This window comes from Helicobacter pylori (genome assembly GCF_001653475.1).
Taxonomy (GTDB): Bacteria; Campylobacterota; Campylobacteria; order Campylobacterales; family Helicobacteraceae; genus Helicobacter; species Helicobacter pylori_CM.
The window spans coordinates 98,505-115,044 of sequence record NZ_CP011487.1 but is presented as its reverse complement, the minus strand read 5'-3'; the positions used below and the strand labels follow the sequence as shown (position 1 = coordinate 115,044).

14 protein-coding genes and 2 pseudogenes are annotated in these 16,540 nt (G+C 39.3%); 6 read left to right on the top strand and 10 right to left on the bottom strand.

The window, feature by feature from the left end; all coding sequences use genetic code 11:
* Positions 1 to 44: 44 nt before the first annotated feature.
* Complete coding sequence (locus AA974_RS00540) at positions 45 to 1,694, bottom strand: L-lactate permease (protein ID WP_064432965.1); 1,650 nt, start codon at positions 1,692 to 1,694, stop codon at positions 45 to 47.
* A 220-nt stretch (positions 1,695 to 1,914) separates the two neighbouring features.
* On the opposite strand from AA974_RS00540, the gene AA974_RS00535 reads away from it, so the two are divergent.
* From AA974_RS00535 to AA974_RS00520, 4 genes are read left to right on the top strand one after another with little or no spacing between them, the layout of a single operon-like run.
* Positions 1,915 to 2,643, top strand: a complete 729-nt coding sequence (locus tag AA974_RS00535) for a (Fe-S)-binding protein (RefSeq protein ID WP_064432964.1) — start codon at positions 1,915 to 1,917, stop codon at positions 2,641 to 2,643.
* A 28-nt stretch (positions 2,644 to 2,671) separates the two neighbouring features.
* On the top strand, positions 2,672 to 4,117 hold the full coding sequence (locus AA974_RS00530; RefSeq protein WP_064432963.1) for a LutB/LldF family L-lactate oxidation iron-sulfur protein: 1,446 nt from the start codon (positions 2,672 to 2,674) through the stop codon (positions 4,115 to 4,117).
* A complete protein-coding gene (locus AA974_RS00525) occupies positions 4,110 to 4,745 on the top strand; it encodes a LutC/YkgG family protein (RefSeq protein WP_064432962.1) in 636 nt (211 codons plus the stop codon). The genes AA974_RS00530 and AA974_RS00525 overlap by 8 nt, the downstream gene beginning before the upstream one ends.
* Before the next feature lie 9 nt (positions 4,746 to 4,754).
* Positions 4,755 to 5,213, top strand: coding sequence for a peroxiredoxin (locus tag AA974_RS00520; protein ID WP_064432961.1), 459 nt, complete (start codon positions 4,755 to 4,757; stop codon positions 5,211 to 5,213).
* A 222-nt stretch (positions 5,214 to 5,435) separates the two neighbouring features.
* On the opposite strand, the gene AA974_RS08160 is transcribed toward AA974_RS00520, so the two are convergent.
* Together AA974_RS08160 and AA974_RS00510 are read right to left on the bottom strand one after the other, a co-directional pair.
* On the bottom strand, positions 5,436 to 5,570 hold the full coding sequence (locus AA974_RS08160) for an HP0135 family lipoprotein (protein WP_021436666.1): 135 nt from the start codon (positions 5,568 to 5,570) through the stop codon (positions 5,436 to 5,438).
* Positions 5,571 to 5,648: 78 nt separating this feature from the next.
* Positions 5,649 to 6,998 carry a class II 3-deoxy-7-phosphoheptulonate synthase gene (locus AA974_RS00510; RefSeq protein WP_064432960.1) on the bottom strand — a complete coding sequence of 450 codons (1,350 nt, stop codon included), beginning with the start codon at positions 6,996 to 6,998 and terminating at the stop codon, positions 5,649 to 5,651.
* Positions 6,999 to 7,179: 181 nt separating this feature from the next.
* Between AA974_RS00510 and AA974_RS00505 the strand changes: the two genes are divergently transcribed.
* Together AA974_RS00505 and AA974_RS00500 are read left to right on the top strand one after the other, a co-directional pair.
* A complete protein-coding gene (locus tag AA974_RS00505) occupies positions 7,180 to 8,421 on the top strand; it encodes a serine/threonine transporter (protein WP_064432959.1) in 1,242 nt (413 codons plus the stop codon).
* On the top strand, positions 8,421 to 9,788 hold the full coding sequence (locus AA974_RS00500) for an L-serine ammonia-lyase (RefSeq protein WP_064432958.1): 1,368 nt from the start codon (positions 8,421 to 8,423) through the stop codon (positions 9,786 to 9,788). Before AA974_RS00505 ends, AA974_RS00500 begins: the two co-directional genes overlap by 1 nt.
* 627 nt (positions 9,789 to 10,415) lie before the next feature.
* On the opposite strand, the pseudogene AA974_RS00495 reads toward AA974_RS00500, so the two are convergent.
* From AA974_RS00495 to thrS, 7 genes and pseudogenes are all read right to left on the bottom strand, one after another.
* A pseudogene (locus AA974_RS00495) lies at positions 10,416 to 11,277 on the bottom strand (hypothetical protein).
* A gap of 264 nt (positions 11,278 to 11,541) precedes the next feature.
* Positions 11,542 to 11,973 (bottom strand): annotated as a pseudogene (locus AA974_RS00490) (DUF1104 domain-containing protein).
* A 357-nt stretch (positions 11,974 to 12,330) separates the two neighbouring features.
* Positions 12,331 to 13,191 (bottom strand): outer membrane protein, encoded by an 861-nt coding sequence (locus tag AA974_RS00485; RefSeq protein ID WP_064432957.1) that lies wholly within the window; start codon positions 13,189 to 13,191, stop codon positions 12,331 to 12,333.
* Positions 13,192 to 13,390: 199 nt separating this feature from the next.
* Complete coding sequence (gene rplT, locus AA974_RS00480) at positions 13,391 to 13,741, bottom strand: 50S ribosomal protein L20 (protein WP_001264150.1); 351 nt, start codon at positions 13,739 to 13,741, stop codon at positions 13,391 to 13,393.
* A 95-nt stretch (positions 13,742 to 13,836) separates the two neighbouring features.
* Positions 13,837 to 14,031, bottom strand: coding sequence for a 50S ribosomal protein L35 (gene rpmI / locus AA974_RS00475; RefSeq protein WP_064432956.1), 195 nt, complete (start codon positions 14,029 to 14,031; stop codon positions 13,837 to 13,839).
* The gene (gene infC, locus AA974_RS00470; RefSeq protein WP_064432955.1) at positions 14,012 to 14,623 is read right to left on the bottom strand and encodes a translation initiation factor IF-3; all 612 of its coding nucleotides are present in this window, start codon (positions 14,621 to 14,623) and stop codon (positions 14,012 to 14,014) included. The genes rpmI and infC overlap by 20 nt, the downstream gene beginning before the upstream one ends.
* Positions 14,620 to 16,458, bottom strand: a complete 1,839-nt coding sequence (thrS, locus tag AA974_RS00465; RefSeq protein WP_064432954.1) for a threonine--tRNA ligase — start codon at positions 16,456 to 16,458, stop codon at positions 14,620 to 14,622. Before thrS ends, infC begins: the two co-directional genes overlap by 4 nt.
* Positions 16,459 to 16,540: the final 82 nt, after the last annotated feature.

Sequence of the window (16,540 nt, the reverse complement as noted above, 5' to 3'; positions counted from 1 at the left end):
TTTTAAAAATATTCTCTTACTCCCCTAAACCCCCTCCATTAAGATTAAGTAGGAGTAACCGGGATAATAAAGGGGAAGACATAAGCAATAAGAGTGAATACAATCCCCATAATGATCGCCAAAGCGATAGAGTATTTTACTGTAAATCTGAACAATTCGCTCTCTTTCCCCACTAGCCCCACCGCCGCGCAAGCGATAGCGATGCTTTGAGGGCTTATCATTTTACCCACAACACCCCCTGAAGTGTTTGCCGCTAAGAAAAGCACTTCAGGCAAGCCAAGCTGTGTAGCGATGAGCATTTGCAAAGAGCCAAATAAAAGATTAGAACTCGTATCGCTTCCGGTTAAAAACACCCCAAGCCAACCTACAACAGGCGAAAAGAAAGTGAAAACATGCCCGGTATCCGCTAACGCTAAAGCGAGCGTAGCGCTCATGCCGCTATAATTAGCCACATACGCAAACGCTAAAACCACGCCAATGGTTAAAATCGGCAAACGCATTTCTTTTAAAGTGGTCCCAAACACCCCTATCGCATCACTGATTTTCACGCGCAACAAAAACACGCTTAAAAGAGCGGCTAAAAAAATGGAAGTGCCTGTCGTTAGGATCAAAGGGAATTTGAACACGACAGGAAAATTGGTCGCTTCAGTGACAATGGGAACGGTTTTAAAAATCTTTTGACTGATAGAACTGAATTCAAACGCAAAGCTAGAAAACGCCAAAGCCCCACCTTCTTTAAAGAGCGCTTTAAACCAGGGTTGCGTCCATATGATAATCGTAATAGTGAGCAACACAAAAGGCATCCACGCCACAATCACCTTACAAATATGGTGTTTTTCTGTGTTAATCGTGGGCTCTTTGCCATTGCTGGTGAAAATGCGCTTGGGCTGCCAGAATTTTAAAAATAAAGTGGTAGCGATCAATGACACTAAAGCTGAAATAATATCCGGGAGTTGTGGCCCTAGATAATTAGAGCTTAAAAATTGCACGATAGCGAAACTAAACCCGGTAACAACCACTGCAGGAAAAGTCTCTCTGATCCCTCTAAAACCATCCATTAAAAACACAATGAAAAAAGGAATACCAATGGAAAAAAGGGGTAACACCCTGCCCACCATTTGAGAAATCTCTAACTCAGGGATACCCACCACGCTAGCCATTGCCGTAATAGGAATACCCACCGCACCAAAAGCTACAGGAGCGGTGTTAGCGATTAGGCACAATCCGGCAGCGTATAAGGGGTTTAGCCCAAGGCCGACTAAAATCGCCGCTGTGATCGCTACCGGACCTCCAAAACCGATCGCTCCTTCTAAAAACGAGCCAAAACAAAAGCCAATCAAAATCACTAAAATGCGGTGATCCGGCGTTAGGGTTAAAATGCTTTCTTTTAAAATCTCAAAATACCCGGATTTCACTGAAAGGTTGTAAAGAAAAATCGCAGCGATCACAATCCATGCGATCGGCCATAAGCCATAAAGAAAGCCATAGAAAAAACTCGTGCTCACCATTTGAGCAGGCATTTTATACACAAATAACGCAATAATGATTGAAAGCACTAAGCTTAAAAACCCAGCGCTATACCCCTTAAGTTTAAAGACAATAAGAGAAATAAAAAAGAGTGCAATAGGCGATAGCGCCACTAAAGCGCTCAGCCAAATATTGCCTAATGGGTCATAGACTTGATAAAATTCCATAAATTTTCCTTGAATAATTAAAAGTATTTTTTTATCTTACTTAAAAGAAAAAACTAATTTTAAGTAGCATTTAATATTAAGTCAAATTTAACGGGTTTGCGGTTTATTTTAGTAACAATGTTTGAGCGAGTGGGTTTATCAACTTGTGATTACAATCTTACTAATTTTGAGTATTATATTATGTTTGAAACTCTTAATTTGGAATTTTAAGGAGCATTCTTTGAAAGTCAATTTCTTTGCTACTTGTCTAGGAGCAGCCATATACAGCAACGCATCGCTTAACGCTATCAAATTACTCCGTAAGGAAAATTTGGAAGTGGTTTTTAAAAAAGACCAAACATGTTGCGGTCAGCCAAGCTATAACTCAGGGTATTATGAAGAGACAAAAAAAGTCGTTCTATATAATATCAAACTTTATTCCAGTAACGACTACCCTATTATTTTACCTAGCGGTTCATGCACAGGGATGATGCGGCATGATTATTTGGAATTGTTTGAAGGGCATGCGGAATTCAACATGGTTAAAGATTTTTGCTCTAGGGTGTATGAATTAAGCGAGTTTTTGGATAAAAAATTGCAAGTCAAGTATGAAGATAAGGGCGAACCCCTTAAAATCACATGGCATTCTAACTGCCATGCCTTAAGGGTGGCTAAAGTGATTGACTCAGCGAAAAATCTCATCAGACAGCTTAAAAATGTGGAACTCATTGAATTGGAAAAAGAAGAAGAGTGCTGCGGGTTTGGAGGGACTTTTTCAGTCAAAGAGCCTGAAATTTCAGCGGTTATGGTCAAAGAAAAGATTAAAGACATAGAAAGCCGTCAAGTGGATGTGATTGTTTCAGCGGATGCTGGGTGTTTGATGAATATCAGCACCGCTATGCAAAAAATGGGCTCTTTAACAAAACCCATGCATTTTTATGACTTTTTAGCCTCAAGGCTTGGGCTTTAACATTAAAGAATTATTTTAAGGAATAATCATGGAAAAATATCACAGCGACCAAGAATACGAAGAAACCATCACCGACCAATTAGGCGATAAGCAATTAAGGGAAAATTTGCGTTCTGCAATGGATACCTTAAGGACTAATCGTAAGAATCTGATTAAAAATCGTTACAGCGAGTGGGAAAATTTAAGGGAATTAGGCAAAGAAGTCAAGCTTAAAATTTTATCCAGGCTTGATGAATATTTGGAATTGTTTGAAAAAAACGCCACTCAAAACGGCTTTAAAATCCATTACGCTAAAGACGGCGATGAAGCTAATGAAATCATTTACAACCTCGCTAAAGAAAAAGATATCAAGCGCATTTTAAAGCAAAAATCCATGGCGAGCGAAGAAATTGGCTTGAACCATTATCTCAAAGAAAAGGGCATTCAAGCGCAAGAAACGGATTTGGGCGAATTGATTATCCAACTCATTAATGAACACCCTGTGCATATTGTCGTGCCGGCTATCCATAAAAACCGCAAGCAAATCGGTAAGATTTTTGAAGAAAAACTCAACGCCGCTTATGAAGAAGAGCCTGAAAAGCTTAATGCGATCGCCAGAAAACACATGCGCAAAGAATTTGAAAGCTTTAAAATGGGGATTAGTGGGGTTAATTTCGCTATCGCTAATGAAGGAGCGATTTGGTTAGTGGAAAATGAAGGCAATGGCAGAATGAGTACCACCGCATGCGATGTGCATGTTGCTATTTGCGGGATTGAAAAATTAGTAGAAAGCTTTGATGATGCGGCGATTTTAAACAATCTGCTCGCTCCAAGTGCTGTGGGTGTGCCTATCACTTGTTATCAAAACATTATCACAGGCCCCAGAAAAGAGGGCGATTTAGACGGCCCTAAAGAAGCCCACATCATTTTATTAGACAACAACCGCTCTAATATTTTGGCTGATGAAAAGTATTATCGCGCTCTTTCATGCATTCGTTGCGGGACTTGTTTGAACCACTGCCCTGTGTATGATAAAATCGGTGGGCATGCCTATCTTTCTACTTATCCTGGCCCTATAGGCGTGGTGGTATCCCCCCAACTCTTTGGCCTGAATAATTACGGGCATATCCCTAATTTATGCAGTCTTTGCGGGCGTTGCACTGAAGTTTGCCCTGTAGAAATCCCTTTAGCAGAACTCATTAGAGACTTGCGATCGGATAAAGTGGGCGAGGGCAGGGGTGTAGTCAAGGGGGCTAAAAGCACCCAACACAGCGGGATGGAAAAATTCTCTATGAAAATGTTTGCCAAAATGGCAAGCGATGGGGCTAAGTGGCGTTTCCAATTGAAAATGGCTCAATTTTTCTCGCCTTTAGGCAAGCTTTTAGCCCCCATACTGCCTTTAGTCAAAGAGTGGGCGAGCGTGAGAACCTTACCCGATATGGACACAAGCTTGCATGCAAAAGTTCAGCACTTAGAAGGGGTTATTTATGAGTAAAGAGCTTATTTTAAACCGCATTAAAGAAGCCAGAGCCAAGCACACCATTCAGGGAGCAAACCCTGCTTACAGGAATATCATTAAAGTGGAATTTGAAGACTTGGTGGAAGAATACAAACATTTCCAAGTGTTGAATAAAGCTGAAGTCATTGAAAGCGCTAAAGAAAATTTAGAGCAAGCGGTTTTAAAGGCTTTAGAAAATTTTAAAAGCAAAAAAGTCTTACACTCTACAGATTTAAATTTGAATTTTGAAGCATTTAAGGATTTTATTTTACAGCCTTATGATAAAGAAATTGAAGCGATGCGTGAAGAGTTGTTTGAGATTGATACGGCTTTGTTGCATGGGGTTTGCGGGATTTCAAGCTTGGGCATGATTGGGGCGGTTTCTTCGCATGCAAGCCCGCGATTGCTTTCGCTCATCACCCTTAATTGCATTATCTTATTGAAAAAAGAATCCATTGTGCGCAATTTGAGTGAAGGCATGCAAGCTTTAAAAAACCAGAGCAAAAACGGTGTATTGCCCACAAACATGCTCCTTATTGGCGGGCCTAGCCGGACAGCCGATATTGAATTAAAAACCGTTTTTGGGGTGCATGGGCCTCAAAAAGTCGCTATCATTCTCTATTAAAGGATAAGGATGGAAAAATTAAAAGTAGGGCAATTAGCCCCTGATTTTAGATTGAAAAACAGCGATGGCGTAGAAATTTCTTTAAAAGATTTGCTCCATAAAAAAGTGGTGCTGTATTTCTACCCTAAAGACAACACCCCAGGATGCACTTTAGAAGCGCAAGACTTTAGTGCTCTGTTTAGTGAATTTGAAAAGAAAAACGCTGTTGTCGTGGGCATAAGCCCTGATAACGCCCAATCGCATCAAAAATTTATCAGCCAATGCTCTTTGAATGTGATTTTGCTCTGCGATGAAGATAAAAAAGCCGCCAATCTTTACAAAGCTTATGGCAAACGTATGCTTTACGGGAAGGAGCATTTGGGGATTATCCGCTCCACTTTCATTATCAACACGCAAGGCGTTTTAGAAAAATGCTTCTACAATGTCAAAGCGAAAGGCCATGCTCAAAAGGTTTTAGAGAGTTTGTAGTTTGGCTCTCAAGCTTTCACCCGTTTTAATTCTGGGCTTTTTAGCCATTCTCTTACTTTTAAAAACTTTAATTTAGTTGGATAATAAAATTTATAAGGGATAGGGAGTGTTTTGAAGTCGTTTCTCCTTACAGCCCTTAAGATCGCTTGACAAAAGACTACCATCCGCTAGCTTTTTTATTGCGTTTATTTTAAAAAATGCCTTTGAGTATTTTTACAATTTTTATTTTTGTTCAGGCTGCCAAATGGTTTTTTCTGAAGGGGTGCTATCGGCTTCGTTTTGTAAAATTTGTTGTTTGGTTTCACGACAAGCTGCAAATAATAGCACTAAAATTACAGCTAAAAAAGAAATTCTCATTTCAAGCTCCTTTGAATATTAAAATGCTAACGATAATTATAAAGAAAAAGAGTTAAAAAAAGATTAATCTCTTTTTAACTAAGCACGCTGTTTTTTAAGCATGTCAGCGATTAAGAAAGCGAGTTCTAGGGCTTGGGTGGCGTTTAATCTTGGATCGCATTGCGTATAGTAATGGCAACTCAAACCCTCTTCAGTGATCGCTTGCGAGCCACCGATACATTCTGTAACATTCTCACCTGTCATTTCCAAATGAACCCCTGAAGCCAAACTCCCTTCAGCCCTATGGATTTCAAAAAAGCTTTTCACTTCATCTAACACGCTATCAAAAGCCCTTGTTTTAACCCCCAAACTGGTTTTAACCGTGTTGCCATGCATTGGATCAATGCTCCATAAAATATGGCGTTTTTCTTTCAACACCCCTTGCAAAAGTTTAGGCAAACGCTCTTTAATCGTCTTAGAGCCCATGCGCACGATCAAATTCAAACGCCCCTTAATGTTGTGCGGGTTTAAAACATCGCACAATTCTAACACTTCGCTCACGCTCGCATTAGGCCCGATTTTCACGCCAATAGGGTTACAAACCCCCCTTAAAAACTCCACATGCGCACCCTTAGGGTCTCTTGTCCTTTCGCCAATCCACAGCATGTGCGCGGAGCAATCATAAAACTGGTTAGTCAAACTATCCTTACGCACCAAAGGCTCTTCATAATGGAGCAGTAACGCTTCGTGGCTCGTGTAAAATTCCACTTCCCTAAGAATAGGTGTTCGCTCTATCTCCACCCCGCATGCTTGCATAAACCCTAAAGCTTGCGTGATCCGGTCAGCGATTTGCTGGTATTTTTGCCCAAAGTCGTTATTTTTGACAAAATCCAAATTGAAACGATGCACTTGCTCTAAATCCGCTAACCCGCCTTGAGCAAAGGCTCTGATAAGGTTTAAAGTCGCTACGCTTTGATGGTAGGCTTTAAGCATTCTTTCAGGCTTTGGCTCTCTTTCTTTTTTGGAAATCCCATTGATAATATCCCCCCTATAGCTTAGCACTTCTTCATTATCTAGTATTTCAGTCGCATTAGAGCGCGGCTTGGCAAATTGCCCGGCAATGCGCCCCACTTTCACGATTGGTATAGAGCCAGCAAAAGTTAAGACAATCGCCATTTGCATCATCACTTTAAACATGTCTTTAATCCTGTTAGCGCTAAATTGAGAAAACGACTCCGCGCAATCGCCCCCCTGCAACAAAAACGCCTTATTGTCAATCGCTTGGGCTAAGCGCTCTTGCAAGTTCCTCGCTTCACCAGCAAACACTAAGGGAGGGTAAGAGCGTAATTCTTTTTTGACCCTTTCTAATTCTTGCTTATCTTTATAAGTGGGGTGTTGCTCTATCTTAAAAGAATGCCATGAAGCGGGCGACCAAGTTGTGTTTGACATTTCTATAATCCTTTATTAATCTTTTTTTAAGCGTTATTATAGCTTGTGCGGGTTAAATCGTGGATTTTAGAAAATAAATGCGCGCTAAAAACCACCCCTTAATCTCAAAAAACCCCAATCATAAAAAGCTTTATGCTACAATGGAAACTCTTTAACACGATAAAAGGGGCGGTTTAATAGCATGGCACAAGAAAAAGCGCTTATAAGAGATCCTAAAAAACTCAATGCGTTTGATTTGCGTTGGATGGCATCCTTATTTGGCACGGCGGTAGGGGCTGGGATTTTATTTTTGCCTATTAGAGCCGGTGGGCATGGGGTATGGGCTATTGTGGTGATGAGCGCGATTATATTCCCTTTAACTTATCTAGGGCATAGAGCTTTAGCTTATTTCATAGGATCTAAAGATAAAGAAGACATTACCATGGTCGTTCGCTCTCATTTTGGCGCTCAATGGGGTTTTCTTATCACTTTGCTTTATTTCTTGGCGATTTATCCTATTTGTTTGGCTTATGGGGTGGGTATCACTAATGTGTTTGATCATTTTTTCACTAACCAGTTGCATTTAGCGCCTTTTCATCGGGGCTTACTGGCTGTAGCGTTAGTCTCTTTAATGATGTTGGTGATGGTTTTTAACGCTACGATTGTTACGCGTATTTGTAACGCTTTAGTGTATCCTTTATGCTTGATTTTATTGCTTTTTTCTTTGTATCTTATCCCTTATTGGCAAGGTGCTAATCTTTTTGTGGTGCCGAGTTTTAAAGAATTTGTGTTAGCTATTTGGCTAACCTTACCGGTGCTTGTGTTTTCATTCAACCATAGCCCCATTATTTCAACCTTCACTCAAGATGTGGAAAAAGAATACGGCACTTTCAAAGAGTATAAACTCAATCAAATTGAATTAGGGACATCGCTGATGCTTTTAGGGTTTGTGATGTTTTTTGTGTTTTCGTGTGTGATGTGCTTGAATGCTAATGATTTTGTGAAAGCAAGGGAACAAAATATCCCCATTTTAAGCTATTTTGCCAACACTTTAAACAACCCTTTAATCAACTATGCAGGACCTGTGGTGGCTTTTTTAGCGATTTTTTCATCTTTTTTTGGGCATTATTATGGGGCTAAGGAGGGTTTAGAAGGCATTATTATTCAAAGTTTAAAATTGAAAAAAACTCCTAGAACCTTGAGTGTTAGTGTAACGATTTTTTTATGGCTGACTATCACGCTTGTGGCTTATATTAACCCCAATATCTTGGATTTTATTGAAAATTTAGGCGGTCCCATTATCGCGCTCATTCTGTTTGTGATGCCTATGATAGCTTTTTATAGCGTTTCTAGTTTGAAGCGTTTTAGAAACTTTAAAGTGGATATTTTTGTGTTTGTCTTTGGGAGCTTAACGGCTTTGAGCGTGTTTTTAGGACTATTTTAATGGCTAGTTTTTCTATTTTATCTATTTTTAAAATTGGCGTAGGGCCTAGCTCTTCACACACTATAGGGCCTATGGAAGCTGGAGCGAGATTTTGTGGGTTGTTAAAAGGCATTTTAGAGCAGGTTGTGCGCGTTCAAATCATCTTGCATGGCTCGTTAGCTTTAACCGGTAAAGGGCATTTGAGCGATGAGGCGGTTTTAATTGGCTTGCATGGTATTTATGCTAACGAATTAGAGGTAACAACCAAAAAAGCCTTATTGCATGAAGTGCTTGAAAACAAAGTTTTAAAGCTCGCTAACCAACATTGCATTCATTTTGATTATTCTAAAGATTTGATTTTTGACAATAAACCTTTATCCAGACACCAAAACGCTCTCATTCTAAAAGCTTTTAACGCTAAAAATGAGGTTTTAAAAGAAGAAACTTACTATTCTGTCGGTGGAGGGTTTGTCTATACCGAAAAAGAATTAGACAACTTGTCTGAAGAGGGCGGGAATGGAAGCGTTGCTTATGATTTTTCAAGCGCTAAGGAATTGCTAGAATTATGCCAAAAACACCAAAAAAACATCGCTGAAATCGTGCGTTTGAGAGAAGACGCCCAAAAAAACCGCCCTGATGCAATGATGGCTAAAATTTATCATGCGATGCTTGAGTGTTACCATAATGGGGCTAATTCTAAAGAAATGTATCTGCCCGGTTCTTTGAGAGTAACACGATTAGCCCCAAGCATTAAAACGCGTTTAGAAAAACACCCCACAAGCGGGAAAGACCCATTAGCGTTGATTGATTACATTTCGCTTTACGCTCGCGCCATTGCTGAAGAAAACGCTAGCGGAGGTAAGGTGGTAACCGCCCCCACTAATGGAGCGTGTGCGGTGGTGCCAAGCGTGCTTTTATACGCCAAAAACCATTTGTTTGAAAATTTATCGCAAAAGGCCATCAATGATTTTTTACTCACCAGCGCGGCGATTGGCTATCTTTACAAGAAAAACGCTTCCTTGAGTGGCGCAGAAGCGGGGTGTCAGGCTGAAATTGGCGTGGCAAGCTCTATGGCTGCGGGGGGGTTAGCCTATTTGTGCCAAGCGACCACGCAACAGGTTTTAATCGCTAGTGAAATCGCTATGGAACACCATTTAGGATTGACATGCGATCCGGTGGGGGGCTTGGTGCAAATCCCTTGCATTGAACGCAATGTTTTAGGAGCGATTAAAGCGATCAGTGCTTCTAAACTGGCTTTAGAAGATGAATACAAGCCTAAAGTGAGCCTAGATGAAGTGATCGCTACGATGTATGCGACCGGAAAAGACATGAATGAAAAATACAAAGAGACTTCATTAGGGGGGTTAGCTAAAACCTTAAAATGCTAGAGGATAGCTCTAATCTTTAGGGGTTTTAAGTTCCTAAAAAGGCTTTGTTTTTATCCAATGCAAATAAGCTTTATCCAACTTTAATATCCTTCAAAGATTTTAAACAATAGGGTTTTCAAGCGTTATTACATCGTTTGGGATTCCCTTTTATAGCAAAACTCATTAAATTTATTTAAAACTCATAAGAGAATAGGAGGCATTTTGAAACAATTCCCCTACAACCCCCAAAACTAAATCCCCCTAACCCTATAAGAGCGCGTTATGAGAAACTACCGCTCTCGCTTACGCAAGCTCTTTTATTTTGATTGTAAAAAACACTCAAAGGCATCCATTTGATTACCGATACTCCGTTAAAATTTTTACAGGCTTTATAAAATGCGTTGGAATGTCTTAAGATGGGGTTATGTTTAACTCTACCAATCGCTATATTTCAAAGATTTTTACGCAACAAAACCTAATCGTTACCGCAAAAAAAAGCCAAAAAACTTAAAGTCTAAAGATTTTAAAAAAGTAATGGTTTTTAAAAAAGATAGCCCTAACACAAAACAGAGTGATAGGGAGCTAAAAACCTAAAAAAGGAATGCTTAAAAAGACTTATTTAAAGCTCCCTACTAAAAGATAAGTTAGCTATTTTTCAGACTTACTAGAGTCACTAATTTGCCTTTCAAACTCTTGTTGCAAGGCTTGTTGTTGCTTTTCTTTCTTTGAAAGGCGGCGTTTTTTCTTAGGCTTTTCCTCTTTTTTTGAAGAAATTTCTGGCTCTTTTGAAGCTGTTTCTTTGAGCGTGTTAGCATTGGTCGTAGAATCTAGATCCGGATTAGAAGCATTCTGTGTTCTCTTAGAAGAGCTTATAAAGTCAGGGCTATCCGTATGGTTTTCAAGCTCCCCACTGCTCCTCTTTTGAAACGCTGCCTTAGTGTCTTTCTCAGCTTGAGCTTCCATTTTTTTAAGAGTGACTGCATCCAGTTTTCTAGCCTTTTCTTTTTGGCTTATCCTAACCATGCTGATCAAATATTTGATATACCCATCATACATATCCCCAAACTGCTCATGCAAAGCCCCAAAATCCGAGCCTTTATAAAGCCAGTTAAACAAAGGGAGTGAAAGCTCTGTCCCTAAGTCTTTAAGCACATGTTTATAAAACTTCTCCCTATCATTCACGACAAAAGAAACCTTACCACCTTTATGTTCATAATAACAGATCTTTTGATCCACACAGCTTTCCAAACTCCCCTTAAAGAAAGCTCCAAAAGCGGATAAGTCGCCCTTACTCATCTTGGTTTCAGAATACTGGTTAAAATTCTTCACGCGCTCTTTTTCCAAATTAACCATACTCTTTAAAACCCTCTTGCGGTCTTTTTTCACATCCCCTGTAGAGCTTTCAAGAAAACATAACATTGGGATCAACTGTAGTGTTAATAGTAGCAGAATCCGTTTCTGCTCTCAACAAAAAAGTCGTAGCTACTAAAAAAAATAAAATCCGTTTCACACTAAAACTCCTAGTTTTAATAAATATATAACCGCAACAAAAATTACTGTTCTTCATAAGCTCTCTTTTGAAATCTTCTTCTATTGATAAAAAACTACCTAAGAATCCAAGCTATTTTAGCCGTCTTAAAATACAGGCGTTCAAAGGGTCCTTATTATTGGACTATGATACTATAAATATCCAAAAAATACAAACACCATTCCAACATTTTAAACCCTAACCAACGCCAAAAAACAAAAACACCCCACTAACACACCCTAAGCGCTAATGTTTATGATGGCTTGGTTTTTTCCCTTTTTTTCCCTTTTTTTCATGATCATGAAAAGGACCTTCACATGTGCAATCATGCAAATCTAGCCCCTCTTCACGATATTCTTTCATGGTCATTGTTTTCTTTTTGTTAGCAATCACTTCAAGAATTTCTTTTTTACGTTTATCGCGATCTTCTTAGCTTAAAGAAGCTAAATTTTTATCCATCGCTTTCTTAAAATCCGCTTTATAATTTTTACGCTCTTCTTCTTTCATCGCTGCTAATCGTTTATTGACTTCTGCACGAAACTCTGGAACTTCACTAGGAGCAACTTTCCCTGCTTGCTCTAATAGTTGCTTATTATCCATGCTCTTAAAATCACTCGCATTCAAAAAAAGCCCCAAAAAAGTCCCTGTAAATAATAAAGACAACGCTAGTTTTTCCATCAAACGCTCCCAATTCAAAAATAAAAAACAAATTCTATCATCTGATTGATTAAAGATAACTTATAGCACTTTAATAGCAAATTGATTTTTAGATTTTATGATCAGCACTCCATTAAAACAGCTAACCTGTATCCTCTATTATTATTTTCAAAAATAATTAATTCATTTTTGATTTTTCAAAAACTTGTTTGTGTGCTGTTGTGGTAAATTCAATCGCTTGTAAGGATTGCACTTTAATTTTTGCCAAGTAGCCGTATTGATTTTTTAAAACAACGGCTTTGATACCAAAAAACCATAAAAGGCTATAAAGAGCAAAAGCCCTTCTCTATGCCCCCATGAGATTAACCCTAAAACACCTTAAAAGCTTACAATGTAACGCCAATAAAAGGCATAGGGGCGGTGAAAGGTGAATTTATAAGTAACCCCTTCAGGAACATTATCCGCACTAGCAGTATAATAATTGTTGCGAATGGTTTGGATTTTCAAGCCAATTTCAAAACCTTGGTGTTTAGTGCCCAAGCGAATCCCACCATTAACTAAGACCTGGAAATTTGACGGGTGGAAACTCCCTCTGTATTCATCAGCTAGGTCCTTGAAATAATAGTTTGTTGGACCCCAAGAGGTACCACCAATCGCAACGCCAACGAAAAACCCAAAATGCAAGTTCTCACGATTGAAAATAGCTGGGTTAAACAACACATCTGTTCCAGCCCCATAGCCAAACATGAAATTTTGAGAACCCTTGCGAGCGTCTCTCATGCCATAATCATTATAAGTGTAATACTTATAATAAGAGCTTGCAAAATCAAAGAACCCGTAATAACGCATTCCAAATTGCGGGGATTTCTTAAAAAAATGCTTATATCCTACAACAAACCCAAAACCATTGATAGCGTATTGTTGGTTGCTTAAGCCTTTATACCCACGAGTCCCTAAAGCACCATGGGTAAGCCCTCCTGTCGGATTTGACGCTGTAGGCATATTAGGCGTATTAGAGCCATAAGCCCCACTTTGATTACCATTACAATTCCCATGGGAACAATTTTGAGCGGTAGTGCTGAGCATACCCAACTGGTAATCAATCCCTATAAAAGCAGCATTTCTTTCACCTTTTTTTGTAGGGCTAGTCTTAATAGCTTTTTCTTGCTTAGGGGTCTCTGCTGACAACAAGCTTGTCATTGCTAGAGAGATAGTGCCTACTATAACAGATTTCTTCATGTATTCCTTCCTTCTACATTTTCTCTATTTGAGTTCTAGATGCCACATTCTACTATAAAATTGCTTTCTTTTTGATTAAATATAGCAATTGAATGAGAATAAATTGAAACAAAAATCAATTTTAGGAACTTTTTAGTAAAAGGTCCTAAATCCTCTCACCTTTTTTAGGCTAAAACTAAAACCTAACAGCCAATAGAGATTAAAGATGCTCTTTTACGCTCTCTAACACGCTTGTAAAAGCTTGCATGTCATTCATCGCCATGTCTGCTAAAACCTTGCGGTCTAATTCAATGTTAGCCACTTTTAAGGCATGCATGAAGCGCGAATAACTGGTATTGTGCATTCTGCAAGCCGCATTGATCCTTACCACCCACAAACTCCTAAAATCTCTTTTCTTTTGTTTGCGATCCCTAAAGGCGTAATACATGCTTCTTTCAAGCTGTTCTTTAGCCTTTCTAAAATGCTTTCTTCTGCCGCTATAAAACCCTCTAGCGAGTTTTAAGACTTTTTTATGGCGTCTTCTGCGCACAACGCCTGTTTTAACTCTCATTTCTTTACCTTTCTTTTTAAAATATTTTTAGGTGCGTTTCTTGAAACGACTTTCCCTTAAATAAGGGGATTAACTCCACTTTCTAATGAGCATTCTTAAGCCCTGCAAAGCAACGACATGACAGAATGCACATTAGTATGATGCACATGTTTTGGCGCGTTTAGATTGGCTTTACGCTTAGGGCTTTTTTTAGTCAAAATATGACTTTTAAAAGCACTGCCACGCTTAATCAAGTTTTTTTTAACTTTGAAACGCTTATACGCGCCACGATTAGTCTTCATTTTTGGCATGATTTTCTCCTTTCATAAGGTTAATACGATTAAAAGGCGGGTTATTTTCTTTAGTTTTTTTTTCGTTTTTGGGGGCTTCTTTAGCCTTAGGCACAAACATCCACGAAACAAAACGCCCCTCGGTTTTTGGCTCTTTTTCAGGGTTGGCTAAATCTTCCATCATGCTTTGGACTCTAAAAAGCACATCAAGCCCGGCTTTTGAGTTTTGGCTCTCTCTACCCTTTAAAACCACTTTGAATTTGACATGCTTATTGGATTCAATAAATTCCCTCGCATGCTTGACTTTGTAGTTAATATCGTTTTGCGCGATTTGAGTGGAAAGCTTGATCTCTTTGATTTCAATTTGCTTTTGCTTTTTCTTGGCTTCCTTGATTTTCTTTTCATTTTGGTAGCGGAATTTATTATAATCCATCACCTTACACACGGGAGGTTTCGCACTCGCTGAAATCAAAACCAAATCCAAACCTAAATTTTGAGCGATATTTAGCGCTTCTTTGGAAGAAATAATCCCATACACTTCGCCATTATCGCCCACGCAACGCACTTCTTTAAAATTAATGTCTCCGTTTAACAACGCTTCGTTTCTACTCAAAAACTAACCTCTTGCATCTTAGATTCAACCATGTTTAAAAACTCCTTTAAGGGCATTTTATATTGAGCTTGTTTTTCTCTGTCTCTAATGGATAAAATTTCGCTCTCCACTTCTTCATTCCCTAACACTAAAATCATAGGGATTTTTTGCTTTTCAGCTAAGCGCACCTTTTTATTCAAGCTGTCGTTCTTATCCAACACTTCTACAAAAATATCGCACTTTTTTAGTGCCTCTTTTAATTTCAAAGCAAAAACATGATGCTCTTCATTAATAGGAATGAGAGCGATTTGAGTGGGTGCGACAAAGAAAGGGAAATTCCCCCCAAAATGTTCGCTCAAAATCGCAATAAACCTTTCAAACGAGCCTAAAATCGCTCTGTGGATCATCACCGGCTGTTCAGCGTGATTACGCTCATTAGTGAAAGCGAGTTGGAAGCGTTCAGGCAAATTCATATCCACTTGAATCGTGCCACACTGCCATTTACGCTTTAAAGCATCAGTGATTTTAATGTCAATCTTAGGCCCATAGAAAGCCCCTCCCCCTTCATCAATCTTATAATCAATGCGGTGCTCTTTTAGGGCTTCTTTTAAAGCGTTAGTGGCCTTTTCCCAAACTTTATCATCGCCTATGGATTTAGCCGGCCTTGTGGATAATTCCATTTCATAGCTAAAATCAAACGCTTGCATGATCTTATGCGTAAAATCTAAAATCGCGCTCACTTCGCTTTGGATCTGTTCAAAAGAACAAAAAATATGTGCATCGTCTTGGGTGAATTCTCTCACCCTTAAAAGCCCATGCAACACGCCGCTTTTTTCATGTCGATGCACCACGCCGTATTCATAAAACCTTAAGGGCAAATCTCTGTAGCTGTGCAAAGTGCTTTGATAGACTTTAATATGCCCCACGCAATTCATAGGCTTTATGCCGTATTCTTGCTCATCAATCGTGGTGAAATACATGTTTTCTTTATAGTTGTCATAATGCCCGCTGATTTTCCACACATCGCTCTTTAAAATCTCAGGGCCTTTAACCGGCTCATAGCCTCTTAAAAGTAACGCTTTACTCAATAAATCTTCAATGCGTTTTCTGATTCTTGCCCCTTTAGGCAGCCATAAAGGTAAGCCCGCCCCTATCTCGTCATCAAAACTAAAAAGCCCTAGCTCCATGCCTAGCTTTCTGTGATCTCGTTTTTTCGCTTCTTCTATTTGGAAAAGATAATCTTTTAAGCCCTCTTTGGTGGCAAAAGCGATGCCATAGATTCTAATGAGCATTTCATTGTTTTCATCGCCACCCAAATAAGCTCCAGCCAATTTAGTGAGCTTGAAATGGTTTAAAAAACGAGTGTTTGGGAGGTGCGGCCCTTTACACAAATCTTCAAACTCGCCTTGTTGGTACACGCCAAATGCATCGCCACTGATTTTACTCATGACCGCATGCTTTAATTCATCGCCCTTAAAACGCTCCAAGGCTTGCTCTCTGGTTAAAACCTCTTTAGTGATAGCGAGTTTTAACTTCGCAAATTCTTTCATTTTCGCTTCAATTTTAGGCAAATCCTCTTCGCTGATTTTTGAAGCGGTCTTGAAATCGTAATAAAACCCCTCTTCTACCACAGGACCTACAAAAAATTTCGCGTCCGGATAAAGGGCTTTCAAGCTTTGCGCGAGCAAATGCGCACATGAATGCCTGATCACTTCTAAAGCCAAAGGCGAATCATCAAAATATATCGGCTCTGTCCCTTTTAACGCTTTAATCCCATCGCTCAGCCCCAAGACTTTCGCGCTCTCTAAATCTATTATTTGCTCGTCTTTATAAACAGCAATCAGTTCCGCACTCATTCTTTAAAACTTATATCTCCTTTCTTTAAACCTTAAAATTTAGCAATCTTTTGAGCCAAACCCGCATTGCACTTGCGAATCC